This is a genomic window from [Mycoplasma] phocae (assembly GCF_003332325.1).
In the GTDB taxonomy this organism is placed as follows: domain Bacteria; phylum Bacillota_I; class Bacilli_A; order Mycoplasmatales; family Metamycoplasmataceae; genus Metamycoplasma; species Metamycoplasma phocae.
Genome location: NZ_CP029295.1, coordinates 652030 through 676176, shown reverse-complemented (window position 1 = coordinate 676176; position 24147 = coordinate 652030). Strand labels below are relative to the sequence as shown.

The 24147-nt window shown below is 25.3% G+C and carries 17 protein-coding genes; 11 read left to right on the top strand and 6 right to left on the bottom strand.

Translation table 4 applies throughout. The features are described 5' to 3' along the window. Positions 1-283: 283 nt before the first annotated feature. The 6 genes from DA803_RS02735 to DA803_RS06575 form a co-directional block, all read right to left on the bottom strand. The gene (locus DA803_RS02735; RefSeq protein WP_114191084.1) at positions 284-1432 is read right to left on the bottom strand and encodes a hypothetical protein; all 1149 of its coding nucleotides are present in this window, start codon (positions 1430-1432) and stop codon (positions 284-286) included. A gap of 647 nt (positions 1433-2079) precedes the next feature. Next, positions 2080-2244 carry a hypothetical protein gene (locus DA803_RS03345; RefSeq protein WP_170120273.1) on the bottom strand — a complete coding sequence of 55 codons (165 nt, stop codon included), beginning with the start codon at positions 2242-2244 and terminating at the stop codon, positions 2080-2082. 474 nt (positions 2245-2718) lie between these two features. Then, positions 2719-4914, bottom strand: coding sequence for an ATP-dependent zinc metalloprotease FtsH (gene ftsH / locus DA803_RS02730; RefSeq protein ID WP_114191083.1), 2196 nt, complete (start codon positions 4912-4914; stop codon positions 2719-2721). A 73-nt stretch (positions 4915-4987) separates the two neighbouring features. Continuing rightward, complete coding sequence (gene tilS / locus DA803_RS02725; protein WP_114191082.1) at positions 4988-5923, bottom strand: tRNA lysidine(34) synthetase TilS; 936 nt, start codon at positions 5921-5923, stop codon at positions 4988-4990. Continuing rightward, positions 5916-6467 (bottom strand): aminoacyl-tRNA hydrolase, encoded by a 552-nt coding sequence (gene pth, locus DA803_RS02720; RefSeq protein WP_114191081.1) that lies wholly within the window; start codon positions 6465-6467, stop codon positions 5916-5918. The genes tilS and pth overlap by 8 nt, the downstream gene beginning before the upstream one ends. Next, entirely contained in the window at positions 6467-8716 is a 2250-nt protein-coding gene (locus DA803_RS06575) for an AAA family ATPase (protein ID WP_170120272.1), read from the bottom strand. Before DA803_RS06575 ends, pth begins: the two co-directional genes overlap by 1 nt. 129 nt (positions 8717-8845) lie before the next feature. Here DA803_RS06575 and serS point away from each other — a divergent pair, with 129 nt between their 5' ends. From serS to DA803_RS02660, 11 genes are all read left to right on the top strand, one after another. After that, positions 8846-10111 carry a serine--tRNA ligase gene (gene serS, locus DA803_RS02710; RefSeq protein WP_114191080.1) on the top strand — a complete coding sequence of 422 codons (1266 nt, stop codon included), beginning with the start codon at positions 8846-8848 and terminating at the stop codon, positions 10109-10111. Positions 10112-10457: 346 nt separating this feature from the next. Continuing rightward, positions 10458-11180 carry an ATP-binding cassette domain-containing protein gene (locus DA803_RS02705; RefSeq protein WP_114191079.1) on the top strand — a complete coding sequence of 241 codons (723 nt, stop codon included), beginning with the start codon at positions 10458-10460 and terminating at the stop codon, positions 11178-11180. 299 nt (positions 11181-11479) lie between these two features. Beyond that, positions 11480-12913: a hypothetical protein gene (locus tag DA803_RS06570; RefSeq protein ID WP_145960825.1), complete on the top strand. Its 1434-nt coding sequence runs from the start codon at positions 11480-11482 to the stop codon at positions 12911-12913. 3 nt (positions 12914-12916) lie between these two features. Beyond that, complete coding sequence (locus DA803_RS06565; protein ID WP_114191077.1) at positions 12917-16504, top strand: hypothetical protein; 3588 nt, start codon at positions 12917-12919, stop codon at positions 16502-16504. Beyond that, complete coding sequence (locus DA803_RS06560) at positions 16497-18944, top strand: hypothetical protein (protein WP_114191076.1); 2448 nt, start codon at positions 16497-16499, stop codon at positions 18942-18944. Before DA803_RS06565 ends, DA803_RS06560 begins: the two co-directional genes overlap by 8 nt. A gap of 4 nt (positions 18945-18948) precedes the next feature. Then, a complete protein-coding gene (locus DA803_RS06555; protein ID WP_114191075.1) occupies positions 18949-20094 on the top strand; it encodes a hypothetical protein in 1146 nt (381 codons plus the stop codon). 131 nt (positions 20095-20225) lie between these two features. Then, positions 20226-20675 carry a hypothetical protein gene (locus DA803_RS02680; protein ID WP_114191074.1) on the top strand — a complete coding sequence of 150 codons (450 nt, stop codon included), beginning with the start codon at positions 20226-20228 and terminating at the stop codon, positions 20673-20675. 4 nt (positions 20676-20679) lie between these two features. Continuing rightward, positions 20680-21825, top strand: a complete 1146-nt coding sequence (locus DA803_RS06550) for a hypothetical protein (RefSeq protein WP_114191073.1) — start codon at positions 20680-20682, stop codon at positions 21823-21825. Positions 21826-21957: 132 nt separating this feature from the next. Further along, entirely contained in the window at positions 21958-22407 is a 450-nt protein-coding gene (locus DA803_RS02670) for a hypothetical protein (RefSeq protein ID WP_114191072.1), read from the top strand. A 4-nt stretch (positions 22408-22411) separates the two neighbouring features. Further along, positions 22412-23560, top strand: coding sequence for a hypothetical protein (locus DA803_RS06545; RefSeq protein ID WP_114191071.1), 1149 nt, complete (start codon positions 22412-22414; stop codon positions 23558-23560). 133 nt (positions 23561-23693) lie between these two features. After that, positions 23694-24143 (top strand): hypothetical protein, encoded by a 450-nt coding sequence (locus DA803_RS02660; protein ID WP_114191070.1) that lies wholly within the window; start codon positions 23694-23696, stop codon positions 24141-24143. Positions 24144-24147 lie beyond the last annotated feature (4 nt).

Genomic DNA, 24147 nt, shown 5'->3' with positions numbered 1-24147 from the left:
TGATTATCCACTAATTGACATTAATTGTTGGCTGGTTTTTTATAGAAAGTTTTTTACTTTTAGATTTGATTTTACATATTAGTGAGATTATACTTCTATTTTTCATAGCGATATTTATTATCAATAATTAAAACCATTAAAGCAATTTCTAATTTAATTTTTGCAATTAATTTATTTTATTTTTTATTAAATAAAAATTGTTTTAACATAAAAACACTCCTTATCTCGGAGTGTCTAAATTATGCAATATAGCTTATTGTCTAAGTTAAATTAATATTAGAAATTATCTTTTAATTTTATCAAGAAATGAATCTATATTTTTTATTTCATTATCAGTTAGTTCTGTTTTTTTGTTTGTTAATTTTCCAAAAATATTTGAAATTTCTCTAGCATAGTCTTTAAATTTATTGTCTTTTTCAGTAAGAAGATAATTTGCAATTAAATATTCTGGATAAAATAACAATAAATAAGAATTTTCAATTTTCTTTGAAAAATATTTTAATTTTTTTCAATATTCCGTAAAGGCCTTTATGTATTCTTGACCTCCATGTTTCTGAAATTTTTCTAAAAACATAGAATTCTTCATTTTAATATGTGCCAAAAATTTCTTATATTTTCCGTTTTCATTTGTAATGCTCACCAATCTATTGGTTTCGCTATCTGAAATTTCATTATTCAATTTGTCAACAATTTCTCTTAATTCCATATTAAATTTTAATCCGAAATCAAACAAAATATTTGAATCATTATCCAACTGAATTAATTTTTTTATAATAGTTCCTATTTCATCAAAATAGTCATTAATTAGAACTTTTTTTAATTGTTCCCCCGAAAGCAAATAATAATCTAGAAAGAATAAATTTAGATATAAACTCTCTTTTTCATACTCTTTTATTTGATTTTCATCGGGTTCATTCATACTTTCATCATTTTTGCCTTGGTCTTTCATACCGTTTTTATTAGGAGGAGTGAGGGTCTCATTATTTTCCCCGTTATTGTCACCCATAACATCTGGCTTATTAGGATCATTTTCCATCTTTTCATTACCATTTGATTGCCCATTATTATTTTCATTCATACCATCTGGTTTTATCGAATCATTTTGCATGTTTTTATTATCACCCATAACATCTGGCTTCTTAGGATCATTTTCCATCTTTTCATTACCATTTGATTGCCCATTATTATTTTCATTCATACCATCTGGTTTTTTAGGGTCATTTTGCATGTTTTTATTACCATCATTTTGGTCGTTGCCTTTAGGCATATTATCAGGAATTTTATTTATATCTTGACTACCACTATCTGGGCTAGATATTTTTCCATCATCAATCATTTTATTATTATTTTTGTCACATGCAGCTGCAATTAAAGGAATGACTGTTACCACTGTTGGTAAAGCAATTCATCACTTAAAATTTTTCTTTGTCATTGTATTTTCCTTTCAATTTATGAAGGAAATTATATTATAAGCCACATCAATATTATTAAAAAAGAGAAAATATAGTGAAATTTTTATCATTTTTTATCCTTTTTTGAACATTTAATTGTCAATTTTAGTAATTTTATTAATAATTATTAATAAAGTAATTTAATTTATCAACATTATTTATACAAAATAACAACTATAAAAAACCATAACATTTATTTATTAGCAAATTTAATCGTATTTTTTAAAGTAAATTATTAACCTAACCAATTGGTTATATTTTATTTCCTAATTTGTTTTAATTTTAAAACTTTTTATTCAATTTTATTTAAGATCATAAATTAAATTTTCATTGAGAAAAAAATATCTTTTATTCAAAAATTAAAAAGAATAGAAGATATTTTTAAATATTTATTTATAGGATTTTTTTAGTATTTGTTTTATTATGCCAATTTATTTATTTGATAGTTTGTTATTAAGATTTTTTTCCTTATTATGATAAAAAAATGGAATAATAATTAATCAAAATACTGTTATTTCAATAATTAAAAGGTACCATTTTATTATTTTTAAATACTTATCAAATAAATTTATTTGTTTTATATTTAGAATTAGTTGGCGACAAAACTTTTTAGAAAAGCTAAAATTAACTAAAACTTTTTTATTATCTTTATTAATTTAGCATCAAATTTAAGATTTCCTCGATTAACATTTTTATCAATTTTTTCTAATTCAAAATTAGTTTTTTGGTCTTTGATAAGGTCATTAATATTAATTATATTATCAAGTGGTATAACAATTTGCCATACATTCACTAACTAGCGGTAATTTCTATTTGATTTTTGTTGCATATTTATTAATGCTAAGATTGTATTTATTAATGGTTTGATTAAGTTAAAATTGGTAGTTAAATTTATAGGAATAATTTTTTTGTAGTGTTAATTATTCAAAGTAATGGTAAACAGTAGAGTTTCAAATTTATATAACCCTTGGTAAAGTAGTTTATTAGGAATACAAATGCGCGCTAAAAAGATTTTAAAAGTAATAAGATCTATATCAAATTGAATGATTTTATAATGATATAACTGCATTTTCAAATGATTTGCAAAAGCAATATTATCATCTAAAAATGTGTTTAAAATTTTTACCTATTTTAATCATGACATCTCCAAGCTGATATGTAATATGTGAGTTCGCAATAATTTAGTTTTTTATTAAATAAAAATTGTTTTAACATAAAAACACTCCTTATCTTGGAGTGTCTCTAATTATGTGACCTAATTTAGGTTTTAATTTTCATCTTCTTTTCTAGTGTCATCATCTGCTACATCAGCAATGTTATGTTTTTCTAATTCTTGATTTAACTTATTTTCATATTTGTCATCGGTAATTTTTTTCTTACCAGCCACTTCGTTGAAAAGTTCATTAAAATCACTTTCAGAATATTCTTTTTGTAAGCTTTCTTTTGATTTAGTCATTGCTGGTGGAAGTTTCATATGTTTTTCAATATATTCAATTTCTTCAGCAACAATAGTTTCATTAATAATTAAAGCGTCTTTAATAAGTTCTAAAAGTTCACGGTTTTGCGAAATAATTTCATGTGCTTTTTTCTCAGCAGTTAGAATAATTTTTCTGATTTCTTCATCAATTTCTTGACCAACTTTATTTGAGAATGAAGCATTTTTCATATAATCACGACCTAAAAATGGATTTGAATTATCTTCTTCATATTGAATTGGGCCTAAATCAGAAAGTCCTCATTCAGTTACCATTTTTCTAGCAATTCCAGTTGCCTTAGCAATATCGTCACTAGCTCCGGTTGAAACATTATCGGCTCCATAGATAATAGCTTCCGCTACTCTACCACCCATAAATGAAGTAATAATTGAAATTAATTCAGATTTAGAATGATTGTATTTTTCTTCTTCTGGCATCATAAGGTTATATCCACCAGCTCTTCCCCGTGGAATAATGGTAATTTTTTGAACTTTATTTCCGCCTTTAATTTTTAAACCAACAACAGCATGTCCGGCTTCGTGGTAAGCCACAGAAATATTTTCTTTTTCAGAAATTGTTCTTGATTTTTTAGCAGGACCTGCCATTACCCGGTCAATTGCCTCATCAATTTGAGCAATGGTAATCACATTGGTTCTTTCTCTAACACTTAGAAGTGATGCCTCGTTAATAACATTTTCAAGTTGTGCACCTGAAAATCCTGGTGTTCTTCTTGCAACTTGAGCAAAGTTTACTGATGAGTCAATTCTTTTACCACGAGCGTGTAATTTAAGAATTGCTTCTCTTTCTTTGATGTCAGGAAGTGAAACAGTAATAGTTCTATCGAAACGTCCAGGTCTTAGTAAGGCAGGGTCTAAAACATCGGTTCTATTGGTAGCTGCCATGATTAGAATTCCACTATTTTCTTTAATACCATCCATTTCAACTAGTAATTGATTTAGAGTTTGTTCTCTTTCATCATTACCACCACCGATTCCAGCTCCTCTTGAACGTCCAACGGCGTCTAATTCATCAATAAAAATAATTGCTGGAGCATTTTCACGTGCTTCTTTAAACATATCACGGACTCTCTTAGCTCCTAGTCCCACAAACATTTCTACAAAGTTTGATGCAGAAATGAAATAGAAAGGTACATTTGCTTCTCCGGCGGTTGCTTTTGCAAGTAAAGTTTTTCCTGTTCCTGGGGGGCCACCTAGTAAAATTCCTTTTGGAATTCTTGCTCCGGCGGCATCATATTTTTTAGGGTTTTTTAAATAATCTACTAATTCAACAACTTCTTCTTTTACTTCTTCATTTCCAGCAATATCAGAGAATTTTTTGTTAGTATAAACTCTTTGGGCAACTGATCTTGAATTGAAAGTTCCGGCAATGCCGTCCCTCCCTTGCATAGATCTTTGTCATGAAAAAATATTCAAAATAATTGCTATTAAGAATAAGATTGTGATCGCGGGTAGGATATATCTTTGGAAGATTCCTTGTTGTGGAGGTAGAGCAAATTGAACTCTTCCAGCATTATTTCCGGCAAACTCAACACATTTTGCAACAGCATCATTATATGATAATACGTCGGGACTTCCACCCGCTCATACCACTACTGATCTATGTAATTCAGTGATTCCAGAAAAATCTCCGAATGCATAAGTAAATACATACTGTTGTCCTCTAAAGTTGGGATTTCCGGTAATCTCTCTTAAAAAGCCGCTATCCGTGGACTGTAGTGTAATTGTTAATGTACCGCTATAAGCATTCTCTACCCATGAAGATATATAGGTATTGTCTATTTGACTTTTTGAAGTTTCAGTGATAACTTTCTTCAGAAAATTAATGTCTTTATAGTTAGTTAACGAACTTCTAACAAAATCACTAATTATCAAACCAATTACGATAACTGCAACAATAGCAGCAATTATCAAAAATATCGTCATAAAACCAAGCGGTTTACGAGATTTTTTTGGTGTATTAGGGTTCATTTTTTTCCTTTCTTTTTGTTTTTAATTAATAAATTATAAAATAAATAATAAAAAAAAGTTATACGATGAAACGCTAATTGAATAATAAATGATTTTTTTTCTTAATTAAATAATTTTTTTCATTCAATTTAAAAACTTTGCTTCGATTTTCGGAAAGTAAGAATTGATTAATTAAATTAATCTTATTTGTAGTTAATTTTATATTTTTATATTTTCTATGGATTAGATAATAAATTAAATAATTAAGTGAAAAATCTAAATTTCTCAAAAAATCACAACAAAATCCGGTTTGCTCTCAATTTTGATAAATTATTTGAACCTGATTTGCAATTTTAGTTAGTTTCAGATTTTTATCTAAATACTCATGAAATAAATTTTCTTTGCTTTGTTTGTCATGTGATTTTAGTGATAAACGAATTTTATTGCGAGAATAAATCGGTAGATCATTTGTGTAATCAGTTGCAAACAAAATACTATTTTGTTGGCAGAATTCTTTAATTTCGTCTTTTCATCATAAATTAATCATAGGACGAAAAATTTGCATGTTATACAGTTGATTTTGTATTTTAATGCCAAAATACAGCGGATGGCGATTAGCTTGCTTTTGCATTATGGCGGTTTCTAGAAAATCATCCTTTTGATGTGCAAGTAATAAATAAGAACATTGATATTGTTCGTATATTTTTTTGTAAAATTGATATCTTTCCTTGCGAGCTTCATCTTGAAAATTACCAAGATTATTATTATGGTTAATTGATAGAACTTCTAAATTGATGTCATTTTCTTGGCAAAATGACTCTACTAATTTTTGATCATAATGTGAATCATAACGTTTATTGTAATTTACGTGAGCAACTACAATATTAAAATCCTTAATTAAATTAAGTAACCACATTGAATCAGGACCGCCACTAACACCAATTAATATTTTTTTTGAAATGTCAATGTTATATTTATTAAATTCTTCTATTAATTTATTTCGTGCAACATTAGTGAAATTTTTATTCATATAATTTGCCTGTAAATTTGTTCATTACAAAACGAATATCATTAGAAATGAATGAGATAATGGCATCGGCCGCTTTGTCAATTAATTTTGAAATGATGTTATAATCTTCAAAACTAAATTTGCCTAGCACATAATCAATAACGTTTTCTCCTCTTCCAATTCCAATTTTAATTCTTTTGATATCTTGAGTATTTAATTTTTCAATAATATCTTTCATTCCTCGATGGCCGCCAGATGAACCGCTTTGTTTAATAGCTGCTTGACCTAGAGGTAGATCTAAATCATCATAAACAATTAACACATCACTTAGAGCAATATCATAATATTCTATTATTGATTTAACAAATTCTCCACTTTTATTCATAAAGGTTAGTGGTTTAGCAATTATAACTTCCTTATCTTTAAAAAATATCCCATTAAATTTTTTTTCCGAAAGTTGAATTTGTAATTTTTCAGCAATTTTATCAATTGTTAAAAATCCGACATTATGTCTAGTTTTTGCATATTCGCTACCAGGATTACCTAGTCCAACAATAAGTTTCATTATTTAACCTCATTTCATAATTTTGAAATATTTGTAATTCTTTTTGAATCACCATCATTTTGTATTCCTTCTATTAATGCTTCTTTTTCTCCCAATATAACACTATAATTTTTTGCCCGGGTTATTGCAGTATAAATTAACTTTTTACTTAGTAAGCGTTTTGCTTCAGAAAATAGTACAATAATAACAGCTTTACATTCACTGCCTTGATATTTATGGACACTAGTACAGTAAGCTGGATAAGTGTTTGCTAAGAAATCTGATCTACTAAAAGTAACTGTTTTTTCACTATCTTCAAAATCTACAGAGATATGAGTTAGTAATTTTTCAGAACTATTTTTTTTATTCTCTAAAGTAAACTTAGAAATATACCCAATTTCTCCGTTAAAAATTTTTGCTTTTGGGTCGTTAGTTAAATTAATAATTTTGTCATCTATCGCATAATTTTTTTCACGGTATTTTATGATTTCTTGTTTTTCTAAATTGCGATAAAAGTCACTAATACAATCATTAATTTCATCTATTCCTGTATCATAATTATAAATTGGACTTAAAATTGCGATATCGCGCTTAGTATACCCCGTTTCTAGCAATTTTTCAATATATTCCTTTATTTTTTCTTTTAATTTCTCTCTTTTGGTTTCAATAAATTGTGAACTTTTACCGTCAAATTTAGGCCATTTGCCACTATTAATACTAATAGCGTCTTTAATAATTTCGTAATTTTCTGATTGGCGGTAAATTTTACTTAGAAAAATGGTGTTAAAAATCTTATTTTCAATGAAATCATTAATTAGATATCCTGGTCCAATTGCTGGCAGTTGATCTTTATCACCTACTAAAATAATTTTTTTTAAATATCTTTTATTAAGACCTTTTAAAAGTGAAAAAAATATATCAACACTTACCATAGAAAATTCATCTATTATTAAACATTCGATGTTCTTTGGATAATTTTCATTTACATTAAATCGGTCATTTTCCGGATCTCATTCAAGAAAACTGTGAATTGTAGATGCTTTTAGTTTTCTCTGTTGATTATTTATGTTAATTGTAGCTCTTCCGGTTGGAGTAACAACAGCAATATCTTTTTCATGGTATTTTGTTAGTAGTTGGTTAATAATTTCATTAGTTATTAAGGTCTTACCAGTGCCGGGACTTCCTGTAATTAAAACTAGTTTTTCTGATAATGCTGATGTGATTGCCTTTAATTGTAGGTCATGATATTTTCTACTATCCTTAAATGGAATAGGAATTAATTTACTTTTGTGATTAATTGCAACTAACCTTTCAATAATATATTTTTCCATTTCATATATTTCTTTAGTAGTTAAGAATATTTCACCATCATAATTTAATTCTATTAAATAGAAATCTTCAATTAGCAAATTAATTGAATCAGAAAATTCTTTTTTATCACGTGGTCAATTAGGGTCATAACTAATATTTTTTGCAAGTGTTTCATGGACTTCATTTTTTTTAATTCTTGTATTTCCTGAACTAAAAAAATAATCTGAAATCGCCTTATAAACATGTGTTGCTTTTTTAAAAGGATGATTTGGATAATTAAAATGAGTACTTAGTTTATCGATATCATCTAATTTAACTTTTTTATTTTCCAAAAAAAACTTATAGAAGTTTTCTTTATATTTTTCAATGAAAATATTCAAAGTTAAAAACTGTTTTAAAATTATTTCATAAAGTGAAGGACTTAAATTTAATTTAAGAAATAGCAGCTGATCTTCAACTAATTGTGGATTTTCAATTAAAAATTCTTTAGCCTGTTTTCAGTTCTCCTCAGAAATGTTATATTTTTTATAATCAATTGAATCATCATTAATAATCTTTGATATAGCATCTACTCCAAGGTCATTAACAATAGCCCATGATTTTTCTTCACCAATACCCCGAAAATTTGCGCTCTTAAGAAATTTTACAATGTAGTTAACTTTGTAATTATCGTTTTCTTTAACATGTGAGATACTTTTGGCGGTATAGCTATTTGGATATTTTGAAAATTTATTAGCTAGAACTTGAATTTGATAAATTTTTTCATCTAAAATTATTTCTTGTAAATTAAATAAATTATTTTTAAAAATAACCGATATGGAATTAAATTTATTTGTCATAACATGGTTAAGAACATCATTTTTTTGGATTTTAAAACTACAAATTACTACATCACCTTTTTCAGATATTCATAGTATTTTTGTAAAATAGCCTTGTATTGTCGAATACTCTTGCATCATATTAATATAATTTTAACATAATGATAACTAAATTTTACATGTAGCCTTTAAGTAGCAATTTTAGTATTTTTCTAAAAAAAAGTTTAAAATATACATGGTTATAGTCATGTTATTTAGTGAGGTATTAATATGTTAGATTTAAAATATATTTTGAGCAATAAAAGTGAGGTGATCAAGAAACTTTCAACAAGAAATTTTGATCTTTCAATTATTGAAGAAATAATAAAAATAGGTAATAAAAGAAATGAATTTATTCACGAGCTTGAAACTTTGCAAGCAAAAAGAAATGAGCTAAGTCAACAAATCGGAATAAAAATGAGAAATCATCAAAAAACAGATGATTTACTAAAAGAAGTAAATAAAATTAAAGAAGAAATTGATTTAAAAGATAAAGAAGCAGATGATCTTATTAGAAAAGTTCATGATTTAATGCTTCAAGTTCCTAACTTACCATATGATGATGTTCCTGTGGGAAGAAGTGAAGATGATAATGTTGTTATTAGAGAGCATGCTAAATTAGGAAGAGGATTAGTTAAAAATGTTGAAGCCCATTATGATATTGCTCTTAAACATGACATGCTAGATTTTTCAAGGGCTGTTAAATTAGCTAAAACTAGATTTGTATTATATAAAAATGATGGTGCGAAATTAGTAAGAGCACTTGCTAATTTTATGCTTGATACGCATATTAAAAATGGTTATAAAGAAATGCTACCAGCACATCTTGTAAACTCATCAATGTTATATGGAACTGGACAATTGCCAAAGTTTGCAAATGACTTATTTAAAATCGAAGCAAATGATTTATGATTAATACCAACAGCTGAGGTGCCAGTAACTAATTATCACTACGATGAAATTGTTGACCTTAGCTCACCAATTAAATATGTAGCTTATACTAAATGCTTCCGCTCAGAAGCCGGAAGTGGCGGTAAGGATACTAAAGGTTTAATTAGACAACATGAATTTCATAAAGTGGAGCTTGTTAAACTTGTTGCTCAAGAAGATGGTATTAAACAATGAGAGCTAACCGTTAATGATGCTAAAAGTATTTTAGAATTGCTTGAGATACCATATCGTGAGGTCTTACTTTCAACTGGTGATTTAGGTTTTGGTTCAGCTAAAACAATTGATCTAGAAATTTGAATTCCATCAGAGCAAAGATATCGTGAAACTAGCTCAATTTCAATATATAATGACTTTCAATCGAAACGTGCCAAAATTAGATATCGTGGCAGTGATAATAAAACTAAATATGCTTATACTATTAATGGTTCTGGTGTAGCTATTGATCGTGTAGTAGCCGCAATTCTAGAAAATTATCAAAATCCAGACGGTAGCATTGACGTTCCTAAGGTTTTAGTTCCTTATATGGGAAAAACCACTATTAAATAATTTAATTAGTCACATTACTTCAAATTAATTACAATTCATATCCAAATTAGTGATATGAATTTTTATTTTGTTTTTTGACTTATAAAAATAAAAAAATCAAATTTATTGTGAATTTTAGTTATTTTTTTTAATTTACAAGTAAACAATTTTCTTTTAATTTTTTGTCAGAAAAAAGGTAAATTTTGCCATATCTTATATTTATAATATAAGGAAAAATTTTAGTGTCTAAATTTGGTTAATATTTCCTTAAAAATTATTACTCTTTTTTGTTTATAAAAAAATTAGCAAGTTTATTTTATTCAAAATTTAAGGATTTTTTTTATTAAAGTATATATAATTGAATTAGATGATTAATAAAAAAGTTATATTTCAAGCGAAAAATATTTATAAAAGTGTCAAGGGTCATTTTTTAATTGATAACGCAAATTTTTCGATTTTAGAAAACAGAATTCACATCCTTGTCGGAGAGAATGGAGCCGGCAAATCTACCCTTATGAAAATTTGTACTGGAGGCGATTTAGATTTCGAAGGAACGCTTTTCTTTGATGGACAAAATCTCGATAGTATCGAAAAACCAAAATCATTTTTATTCTTTAACACCCATATAAAATTTCCTTATTATTTATCCGCAATTAACTACATTAGAGAGTATTGTAGACTATTTACCGGACGAAAAATTAATAAGAATTTGGTTATTAAGAAGTTTAAAGAGTATGGATTAGAATTAAAAATGAAAAATAATCCCAATACTTTTTCAAGTGGGGAAAAAAAGAAATTAATTTTGTTATTTTCCGAAATAGCAAAACCACAACTACTATTTTTAGATGAGCCCGATTCTAACCTAGATCCAACTGCTCGAAAAATGTTGTATCTAAAATTACGAGAATTTACAAAAGCAGGAATTACAATTTTTATTTCTTCACATTTAATTGACGAGATAAGACATTATGTTGATGATGCAACATTTATAAAAAGAGGCAAGATTATTTGAACCGGTCCTATTGTAAATAGAGACGATTTAACCTATATATACAATCAACACCTTTTATACGATAAGGAATACAAATAATGCAGTTTTTACTAAGAAATCATTTTATTTATTTTATAAAAAATAAATTTTATTTTATTGTATTAATATTGTCGTTTTTATCATTTGGTGCAATTGTACCAATTGTCAATATCCCAAATCTTTTTAATAACTATAATTGATTAATATTTTTCATTGTTTTTTGTGTTAATTTATTTTACTGTTCTTTATTTTTGCAGATGTTTTTCATAAATTCCAAAAATAATCAATATGATATTATTTCAAATTCAGTGTTTTCAAATAAAAGGAAAATTTTCGTTTCTAAATTATTGTTTGTAATTTTGTGATTCATTTTAATTAATTTTATTTGAACTGTAGCAATAACAATTTTATATGCTAAAAAACTTGCTAATATTACTCAAATGTTTTTATTCTTCTTTGGATTTTTAACATCAAATTTTCTAGTATTATTTTTTAGTTTTATTTTTCTAGTTTTTATAATATCTTTTTTTAAAAAGGTATCAGCGAAAAATACTATTTATCTTTTAAGCACAATGGCTATGGTTTCAACACCATTATTATTAAGGACATTTGTTTATAAAATTCATGATAATGTTAATTCTAAAAATTACCAAAAAATAATTGAAAGAAGTAACAACAAAATTGTCAATGAGCATTATATTTTAAGTACTGATAGCTTATCATCAAACCTTGATCCGACATTTTCAAATCAAGATATTAATAATCATTATGCCGATTTAATAAATAGTTCTTATCTTTTTCCAATTCTAACTTTAAATAATAACTTCGATAAAAATTTATTATTTGGTGATTATATTAAAAATAGCTATAAAAGCAAATACAATAACCTTGACTTTATATCTAGCTTAGAAGAAACATCATGAAATTTAAAAAATGAGTACTTTATTTATGAAATTAATAGTCCTAAAATTATTAATTTTAATAACCAAGAAATAATTAATTTTATCAATGAAAATATCTATAAAAAAATTCATGTAGATTTAATTAAAGGTATTTTAGAAAAAATAAAAAATCCTATATGAATATTAAATGAGTTTTCTAACAATGAAGTTAATGATATTAAAACTTTATTAGGTGTTAATGATAAAAACATTCAATATTTAAGACGTGATTTTGATAAGTTAATTAAAGATAATAATGAGCTTAAAAATATTATTTTAAAAGAATTTGAAGAAAATTTTTACGAACTTATTGATTTTATGTACCGAGTTAATCCACTAGTTATTAGTCAAAATATTCAGTCGCAAACTTCACCTTTTTATATCAAAGATTTAATTCCAAAAAACAAGATTAACAATATTGATAAGAAAATCGAAGATAAGGATAAAGACTTTTTAATAAACTACATGGTAGTATTTCTATCAAATAATAAAGTTGCTATTCTTAATGAAAATTTTAAGCGATTTGAAATTAGTTTAGATAACTTTAATAACGTTTTTGCAAATATCTCAAATCAAAAAGAATGAGCTAATTATGTGCTAATATCATCAAATAAACTTGTTGATACACTACGGTTAATAGCAGAGCTAAATTCATTAAGTTTGGCAGATAATCAAGTATTTAGATTTAAATTATCTCCAAATGATCAAATAATCAATACCTACAAATATACATTAAGATTTAGGATTAAAACAATTGATAAAAACAATTTAATTTTACTAATGTCATTATTTGTTTTATCTATTTCACTACTATTATATTTGACAATCAGAAGTAAACAAAAGGAGATATAAATTATGAAAAAGAAAACAAAAAATATTTTATTAAGTTCGGCACCATTAATCGCTTTATCGGCTGTTGCGATTGGTGTTCCAGTTGTCCAATTTAGTAGCGTTTTAAAAAAACCTGAAGCGTCAACTCCTAAATACTATTTATTCGATGTACCGTTTAACTCAAGAAAAGAATGAGAAGACCAAATTGTAAAACTTACAAATGAGCAAAATATTATTGAATCTAAAAAAATTTATTATTCAAAAAATCATAATAAATCATTTAACACTTTAGAGGATCTAAAAAGATATATTGCGAAAAATATTGTAAAAAAAGAAGGTATTTTTTACGATGATATAGAATATTTTAAAAATAATGATAACAAAAATATTGATAGCTCCTTATCATCACATCAATTATCTAAAATTAATTTGAGTAATGGTGATTTTGAAACTAAAGTATATATGGGCAAAGATGGTCTTGCTTATGAAAGTGAAATTGAAGCAAAAAATTCATACTCAAATATTAATTTATTTTATAAATTTAAAGATAAGTATTACGATTCTAAGGAAAAAATTATTCAAGAAATTGCGAAAAAAACACTTGAAATTGAAACTCTTAGTCAAGACGAAAACTATAGACTTGATGCTCTAATTAAATATTTAAACATTGAAAAACCAAATAACGTTTTTAAAGCACCCAACAAGAAGATTTTGCATCTAAAACAACCAATCAATAATGCTTCAGTTAATGAAAAACAAAAATTAGAAAATTTTATTAGAAATAATTACAAGCGCTATATAAAAAATAAAAAAAATGGCGATATTTTTGCTGAAGAAGATTTTATTAAAAATATTATGCAAAAATCTGAAAAATTGCGTATGCCTATAATTAAAATTACATCAAATAAAGGCAGAAAAAAATTTTTAGTTGATATTCATAAGGATGATCCGGCAAATTTATATGGAAATTACGTGCATGAAAGCGCAGGAAATGAAATTTTAAGATTTACCGATCTTAGCCAATGACAAAAAGTTGATCAAATACCATCAAAAGATAATATGAAACATAGTTCATCGGCAAGAAACATTGTTAATGCGTTTTCATCAAATCTATTAAGATCAACAAATTCTAATGTTATTAATGATTACTTTAATAAAAATTCTTCTCTAACAGAAGATGAAAAGAAAAACATTATTAAAAAATATGTCGATAATTTTTCTATATTAAATTATTTTAAATTTAGAAATGAATCCAAACATTTACAAGAAGAATTAAAAAAAATTAAAATTGAAGATAATCAAACGTTATTAGATAAACTAGAAGCTATAGCCGATTTTATAAAAAATGGTAAGTATGGTGATTTCTTTAATAATGTTAGTGTTTCATATATATCTGGACTTGCCTATATGGCTAAATATCATGCTTCAGCCAAGGCAGTAAGGTTATTTAAAAATTATTTTATAAAAATTTTTAATGAAATCAATGATTCACTAAAACAAGTTATTGGACCTGATTTATATAAAAATAATAGTAATCAAGAAATAGATTTGGTAAAACATTATCGTGCACTTGATACGAATTTCGATTTTAATGTTGATTTAAATTTCTTTATTGGCATTTTATCTAATAGTCGTAAGGTATTAAATGCCATGTCAATAATATCTTTAGCTATGAATAATGTTGCTTCAACTAATTCACTAATTAAATTTAATAAAGATTTTATATTTGATAAAAACAATATTGATGATAAAGAAATTTTGGAATATCAAAAATTATTTAATCAATATTCATTAATATCAAAAGAAAACTCATTATTTATATATGATGATTCAACTGGCGAATATATAAAAAATTTCAATTATTCAACAAATGATGAACATAAATTATCACTAATGAATACTATAGCGCAAGGAGCTAATTCAATAAATCAATCAACCACATCTTTTGTTGAAAGATTAGTAAAATCACTAGAAAAGTATATAGAAAAAAATGATAATAAAAAAATTAAAGAAATATTTATTGAGAATAAAACTGAATGAGAAAATATCGAAAAACAAAATTTATCCTTTAGTAGCAAATTAACCGATAAACAATTAGAAAAAAAATTTTATAAAGTTACAAGTGATAATGAAAAGAATAGAGCTAAGAGTATTGTACGAGAATACAAATCGCACAAAAATAAAAGCCAATACAAAGCAAAATTTAGTGCTAGACAGAGAATAATTTTAAAAGAAAGCAAGACAATTATTATTTCGGAAAAAAGCATAAAAAGTAAAGCTGAATCCATTAAAAACGGTATTGAAACTGCACAAAAAGCTATAAGTCTTTTCGCTTCATCCTTTTCATTGCTTAACAATATTATAAATAAGGGTGATTTGAATTATGAATCTAAAATTGCTCACTCTGTAAGGGATGTTGTTAATGGAATTTTATCATTTATACCCCCCAACCCTGTTTCTTTAGTTGTTGGAGCTGTTTTGAATATCGTGATGGAATTAGCAATTCAAATAATTGGAGTCAAAGAACCTAAGGACTATGTTTTTGCTGATACTGGAAATGAAAGTGATAGATATATATGGGATGGAGGAATTTCTAAAAGTCAGTTTTGAGGCCTTAAAAAAAGTGATGTTCAATCAATTGAAAAGGACTTTAAACCACTAAAACCAATTGAAATAATTCCAGAATTTGCCTCAGATTTATATTATTTTGATAACAAAGAATATTTGTCAATAGATGATAAAGAACTTAATAATGATTTGTTAGAAGTTATCTTATCTAATGTTGGCGATGAATATAGTGAATATAAATATCAATATTCATTTGAAAATTCTGCTAACAAACTTAATGAGAATTTATATTTTGACAGTGTTAATGATTTGGTTGGAGATTTAGTAGACAATAAAAATATTAAAAACTATTGAACTAGTGGCGGATATCTTTATTTTGATGAAGAAAGTCCTACTTGAGTTCAAAACTATAGCGGTTTAAAAGACAATAGCATTGATTTTATTCGAAATACATTGAGACCTACATTAGTAATGCAAATACCAAAACTGGATAAAAATAATATTCCAATTGATCAAGAATATATATTAAAAAGCGATATTGGTATTGATGTGTTTGATGAATATAAAAAAATAGTGGAAAAATTAAATTCTGATAATAATATCGAAGAAGATTTATTAATATTTGACGGTAACCTTCAAAAAACTCCTGAAGATTTTTATTATTTAACGTCTTCACTAGATTTAGAAAAAAAATTAGAAATATTTAGAAACAAATTTAATGTAAATTGAAAAAATTCATCTTCTGAACAATTTTGGAAAAAAATAAAATTCAAAAATTTAAAAAAACCCTATAAATATGATATTTACGAAATAACAAGCAATAGTGGTAATGTTAAATCATTTATTTCATTCGATGATGCTATTAATTTTTTAAGAAAAGATTCATTTTTAGACATTTATGATGAAAATATCGAAACTGTTGTTGGAAAAATATATTTATTTGGAGATAAAAAATTTAATTCTATTGATGAAATAATTTCATATTGTGAAGATTTAAGTAATAAAAAAATAAAATTAATGGAAAGGAAAACACAACATGCGTAAAAAAATTATTTTAGCACCATTAATTGTTTCAATTGCAACATTTTCTAGTGTTATTCCACTTTCAACTTCTTCTAGTAGTTATTTAAAACAAAACAAAAATATTAATACCAGTATCATTAGCAATGGTAATAATGATAATGCAATTAGAAATACATTTACTTTAGAAATCGATGGAAAAAATAAAAAATTTAATTCAAATAATGAAGCCTTCAAGTTTATCAAAGAAAATGGAAAAATTAAAACTAAAAGATATCTCGGATCTAAAACCCTTAAAAATGATGATAGGGTTGTTAATTTAGATGAAACCATTATTAATGAATATGACCCTAAAAAAATTAAACCCGCTTATAAAACTATTTATGAAAACTATACAGATGATCAAAAATTTTCAATAACTTCGTATTTGAATGAAGCAGAAATTATTAAAAGGTATCTAGATATTTCTGGTAATGAATTTAGATATTACAATGAGGCTGTTCAAAGCATATCTGATAGTTACAATAAAAATATTATAGAAAATTTGCTATATCAATATCAATCCCCTGATAAAAAAACACACTATTTTAATCCTTTTTCAAAATTTGATCAACGAAGGTTTTTCAATTTATTAAGAACTGATAACAAAAATATTATTAATGGTTACAAAATTCAGGACGATAACGAGAATTACAATTTACTTGTAGATTACGAAAATAAATTTTTTAATGAGATATTTTTAGATATTTTTAGAAAATATGTTTCTATCCTTAAAAGGAAAATAGAAGAAACAAATATTTATAAGATAGTATTATTTCCATCAATCAATGAAGAATATTATGGTGATCCAAAATTAGTTCCTAAATGAGATTTTAAATTTTTGATAAACGGCAAAAAAAATGGATGAAATGAAAAACATAATGAAGGAAATCTTAACTATAATCGTTTGGAAAAATATGTAAGTAAAAAGTGAATAAAAAAATATTTATCAGAGCAACAATATGCAGAAAACCACAAAATATTCAAAAGTATGATTTCATATTTATATCCGCTTAAAAAAGAAATAGATGATGATTTTTATAATATTGTTTTCACGAGAAAATTCAAAAAGAATAGTTTTTTAGATTTCGAGAATTTAAATTTTAACGCTTTCATGCCCGAATTAAAATATAAGAGATTTGCTGATACTTCTATTGAATGATACAACTTTAAAAAATTTGGAGAATTTTTTAAGTCGTTAAAAATTGAGGATATTTTTGGTTTTAATATTTCTATCGATATTGATAAGGAAAAATTATGAAATGAAGTTTTTAATATCGACAAACTTGAATTTCAATCTATATTTAACGAAACCTTAAATCAAACGACATTTAAAGAAATCGAATTTAAAAATGAGCTAAAAAAATTAAGTAATTTTTTCTACAATGCGCATTTAAATTATTTCAAAAATTCGGTAGATGACCATGTAGTAGTGAGTTCACAAGTGGATTTTGGATATTCAAAAATTAATTATTTTAGTAAAAAAGGTTCTGATAATTATGTAAATAATAGTAAAGAAAATATATTTGATAATCTTTTTGCTAATGATTGATTGAATAAAGATGACTTTTCTTTGTATTCGCAAAATTATCTGCAAAAATTTAAAAATGAAATTATTCATTTAAACAAAAACCCAATTTGAAACAATGGTGATAATATATCCAATTATAAAATTGTTAAAAATAACGATAATTTATTAATGGTTTTATTAGATCAATATAAAAATAATTATTTTGATATTATTCAAAGTAATTTAAGAAAAGAAGATATTTCATATAATGAAAATTTTAATAATCTTAATAGTTTTGATGAAAAAATTGAATATATTCTAAATCACTGAGTTAAATTGTCAAAAGCAAAAAAAATATTATTATCTGACGATATTAGCAGTAAAGTCGGCGAAACACAATTATTAGACACTTTAAAAAATCATGCTTTTTTAAATATTGAAGATGATATTAATCTTAGTCTAATAATGAAAAAAACATTTATTGCAAAAGATGAAGACAAATTTATATTTAATAGTCCATATAATGAAGAATTAACTTTTAATAATAAAGAATTTAAAAATTTTAAAGAACAACTTGAAAAAACTGGTGTTACTCCACGTGTTAAGTTTAAAATAGAAAAACTTCAAAATTACTTAAAATCAAACGGACTAAACGTTAATGATTATTTATTATCATTTAATGATCCTGAAATCATTTTACAAAATTATCGCTTACTTCTTAATAGTCTAATACTTCCATCTCGTCAAAAAGCATATTATGTTGATGGGGATAAAAAAAATCTTCTTGATTTAAACTTTTTTGATTTATGAGAAATTGAAATAAATAAGCGCAAATATCATTTTGCTACTCTCGAAGATTTGAACAATTTTGTTTATAAATATATTAATAATTTTAAAAAGGAAATAAGGAACTAAAATAATGAAAAGAAAAAACTTAAAAATAAAATTAATTTTGGGAATTGGAGTAGCAGCGGCCGCGCTGCCAATTGCTGCTGTTTCTTGTTTTAAAGAACTAACTCCTGAAGAGAAGAAGTTTAATGAATATAAAAGAAGATATATAAACGCCAAAAATTATGTTTTTGATGATTTTGAAGATTTCACCGTTAAAAAAGATCACGTTTTATATCCAAAAACCAATGTCGCAGATGATAATTTTGTAAATATTTATAACGATTTTAATAGGTGATATGATGATTTTTCTTACAAATATAAAATTTTCAGAGATGTCATAAAAAAATATGGACCAGAAGAAATTAAAAATATAGATGTAACTTATACTAAAGAAGTAAAAATTAATTTAAATCCGCATGATTTTAAAGATGGCGATTGAAACTATTCACTTTTTGAAAATAAAAATGTTGCAAAATGGCTTATTAATAAAGATAGATTTGTGGAGATGTTGGTTAAAATTCTTAATTTGCCAAACTTAAACACCAATATTGCCGTTTCTGGTCTTGATATGTCCGAATATCTCAAAGTAAGAAAATCTCTCGTTGAGTATAGATTAAATCCTGATGCTCCTTCATTTAAAGAAAATCCTCCTGGATATTGATCTAAGCTGACTTTTAGTTCTGATTTTTGAAGACAATCTTATGATAGGGATAAAAATGAATTTAAGGCATCATCATGATATGGAGCTTATACTAATTTTAATGCCTTTAACACTTTAAAACCGTCTAGTATTTACGTTAAACCTAAATTAATGCCGGGAATGAAAGATAATGGTTTTAATGATAGTAGTCATTCAGTTACTCTGAAAAGCTATGAATATGATGGTGTTGATTCAGTTTGATATCCGAGAAGAGATAAAGAATTAAGAGAGTATCCGCGTCATATTCTTTACAGAGGAATCTTTTTCTTTATTAGAGTTAATGACGATCCTGGAATTCGTTGAGATTTATCTTCATTCGGATTAAACGAAGATTTATATTATTTTTATGATTATAAAATTCAATCATATGAAAATAAAGAGCTTTTCTCTGACTTCGAATTTAAAAATAAAAAGGGCACTAAAATAAAAGAAATTCTAAATCCGTGAAAAAATGTAGATCCATCTAAATATTAGTTTTTTGCTCTTTATTTATCGATAAATGAGAAAAAACTAATTAGCAGTAAAGTCGGCGAAACACATTATTAGACACTTTAAAAAATCATGCTTTTTTAAATATTGAAGATGATATTAATCTTAGTTTAATAATGAAAAAAACATTTATCGCAAAAGATGAAGACAAATTTATATTTAATAGTCCATATAATGAAGAATTAACTTTTAATGATAAAGAATTTAAAAATTTTAAAGAACAACTTGAAAAAACTGGTGTTACTCCACGTGTTAAGTTTAAAATAGAAAAACTTCAAAATTACTTAAAATCAAATGGACTAAACGTTAATGATTATTTATTATCATTTAATGATCCTGAAATCATTTTACAAAATTATCGCTTACTTCTTAATAGTCTAATACTTCCATCTCGTCAAAAAGCATATTATATTGATAGGGATAAAAAAAATCTTCTTGATTTAAACTTTTTTGATTTATGAGAAATTGAAATAAATAAGCGCAAATATCATTTTGCTACTCTCGAAGATTTAAACAATTTTGTTTATAAATATATTAATAATTTTAAAAAGAAAATAAGGAAATAAAATAATGAAAAGAAAAAACTTAAAAATAAAATTAATTTTAGGAATTGGAGCAGCAGCGGCCACGCTGCCAATTGCTGCTGTTTCTTGTTTTAAAGAACTAACTCCTGAAGAGAAGAAGTTCAATGAATATAAAAGAAGATATATAAACGCCAAGAATTATGTTTTTGATGATTTTGAAGATTTCACAGTTAATAAAAATCACGTTTTATATCCGAAAACCAATGTTGCAGATGATAATTTTGTAAATATTTATAACGATTTTAATAGGTGATATGATGATTTTTCTTATAAATTTAAAATTTTCAGAGATGTTATGAAAAAATATGGGCCAGAAGAAATTAAAAGGTTGAAGGTACATTATACTAAAGAAGTAAAAATTAATTTGAATCCGCATGATTTTAAAGATGGCGATTGAAACTACTCGCTTTTTGAAAATAAAAATGTTACAAAATGGCTTATTAATAAAGATAGATTTGTAGAGATGTTGGTTAAAATTCTTAATTTGCCAAATTTAAACACTAATATTGCCGTTTCTGGTTTTGATATGTCCGAATATCTCAAAGTAAGAAAATCTCTCGTTGAGTATAGATTAAACTCTGATGCTCCTTCATTTAAAGAAAATCCCCCCGGATATTGATCTAATCTGACTTTTAGTTCTGATTTTTGAACGCAATCTTATGATAGGGATAAAAATGAATTTAAGACATCATTATGATATGGAGATGATTCTAATTTTAATGCTTTCAACACTTTAAAACCGTCTAGTATTTACGTCAAACCTAAATTAATGCCGGGAATGAAAGATAATGGTTTTAATGATAGTAGTCATTCAGTTACTCTGAAAAGCTATGAATATGATGGTGTTGATTCAGTTTGATATCCAAGAAGAGATAAAAGATTAAGGGAGTATCCACGTTATATTCTTTACAGAGGAATGTTTTTCTTTATTAGAGTTAATGACGATCCTGAAATTCGTTGAGATTTATATTCATTTGGATTAAACGAAGATTTATATTATTTTTATGATTATAAAATTCAATCATATGAAAATAAAGAGCTTTTTTCTGACTTCGAATTTAAAAATAAAGAAGGCACTAAAATAAAAGAAATTCTAAATCCGTGAAAAAATGTAGATCCATCTAAATATTAGTTTTTTGCTCTTTATTTATCGATAAATGAGAAAAAACTAATTAGCAGTAAAGTTGGTGAAACACAATTATTAGACACTTTAAAAAATCATGCTTTTTTAAATATTGAAGATGATATTAATCTTAGTTTAATAATGAAAAAAACATTTATTGCAAAAGATGAAGACAAATTTATATTTAATAGTCCATATAATGAAGAATTAACTTTTAATGATAAAGAATTTAAAAATTTTAAAGAACAACTTGAAAAAACTGGTGTTACTCCACGTGTTAAGTTTAAAATAGAAAAACTTCAAAATTACTTAAAATCAAATGGACTAAACGTTAATGATTATTTATTATCATTTAATGATCCGGAAATCATTTTACAAAATTATCGCTTACTTCTAAATAGTCTAATACTTCCATCTCGTCAAAAAGCATATTATGTTGATGGGGATAAAAAAAATCTTCTTGATTTAAACTTTTTTGATTTATGAGAAATTGAAATAAATAAGTGCAAATATCATTTTGCTACTCTCGAAGATTTGAACAATTTTGTTTATAAATATATTAATAATTTTAAAAAGGAAATAAGGAACTAAAATAATGAAAAGGAAAAACTTAAAAATAAAATTAATTTTAGGAATTGGAGCAGCAGCGGCCACGCTGCCAATTGCTGCTGTTTCTTGTTTTAAAGAACTAACTCCTGAAGAGAAGAAGTTTAATGAATATAAAAGAAGATATATAAATGCCAAAAATTATGTTTTTGATGATTTTGAAGATTTCACCGTTAAAAAAGATCACGTTTTATATCCAAAAACCAATGTTGCAGATGATAATTTTGTAAATATTTATAATGATTTTAATAGGTGATATGATGATTTTTCTTACAAATATAAAATTTTCAGAGATGTTATAAAAAAATATGGGCCAGAAGAAATTAAAAGGTTGAAGGTACATTATACTAAAGAAGTAAAAATTAATTTAAATCCGCATGATTTTAAAGACGGCGATTGAAACTACTCGCTTTTTGAAAATAAAAATGTTACAAAATGGCTTATTAATAAAGATAGATTTGTGGAGATGTTGGTTAAAATTCTTAATTTACCAAACTTAAACACCAATATTGCCGTTTCTGGTCTTGATATGTATGAATATCTCAAAGTAAGAAAATCTCTCGTTGAGTATAGATTAAACCCTGATGCTCCTTCATTTAAAGAAAATCCTCCTGGATATTGATCTAAGCTGACTTTTAGTTCTGATTTTTGAAGGCAATCTTATGATAGGGATAAAAATGAATTTAAGGCATCATCATGATATGGAGCTTATACTAATTTCGAAGCTTTTAACACTTTAGACCCTTTTAGTATTTATGTCAAACCTAAATTAATGCCCGGAATGAAGGATAATGGTTTTAATGATAGTAGTCATTCAGTTACTCTGAAAAGCTATGAATATGATGGTGTTGATTCAGTTTGATATCCAAGAAGAGATAAAAAATTAATGGAGTATCCCCGCTATATTCTTTACGAAGGAATGTTTTTCTTTATTAGAGTTAATGATGAGCCTGAAATTCGTTGAGATTTATCTTCATTCGGATTAAACAAAGATTTATATTATTTTTATGATTATAAAATTCAATCATATGAAAATAAAGAGCTTTTCTCTGACTTCGAATTTAAAAATAAAGAAGGCACTAAATTAAAAGAAATTCTAAATCCGTGAAAAAATGCAGACCCATCTAAATACTACTAATTTTCTTATTTAATATTTATCGAGAAATGAGAAAAAACTAATTAGCAGTAAAGTCGGTGAAACACAGTTACTAGACACTTTAAAAAATCATGCTTTTTTAAATATTGAAGATGATATTAATCTTAGTTTAATAATGAAAAAAACATTTATTGCAAAAGATGAAGACAAATTTATATTTAATAGTCCATATAATGAAGAATTAACTTTTAATGATAAAGAATTTAAAAACTTTAAAGAACAACTTGAAAAAACTGGCGTTACTCCACGTGTTAAGTTTAAAATAGAAAAACTTCAAAATTACTTAAAATCAAACGGACTAAACGTTAATGATTATTTATTATCATTTAATGATCCGGAAATCATTTTACAAAATTATCGCTTACTTCTTAATAGTCTAATACTTCCATCTCGTCAAAAAGCATATTATGTTGATGGGGATAAAAAAAATCTTCTTGATTTAAACTTTTTTGATTTATGAGAAATTGAAATAAATAAGCGCAAATATCATTTTGCTACTCTCGAAGATTTGAACAATTTTGTTTATAAATATATTAATAATTTTAAAAAGGAAATAAGGAACTAAAATA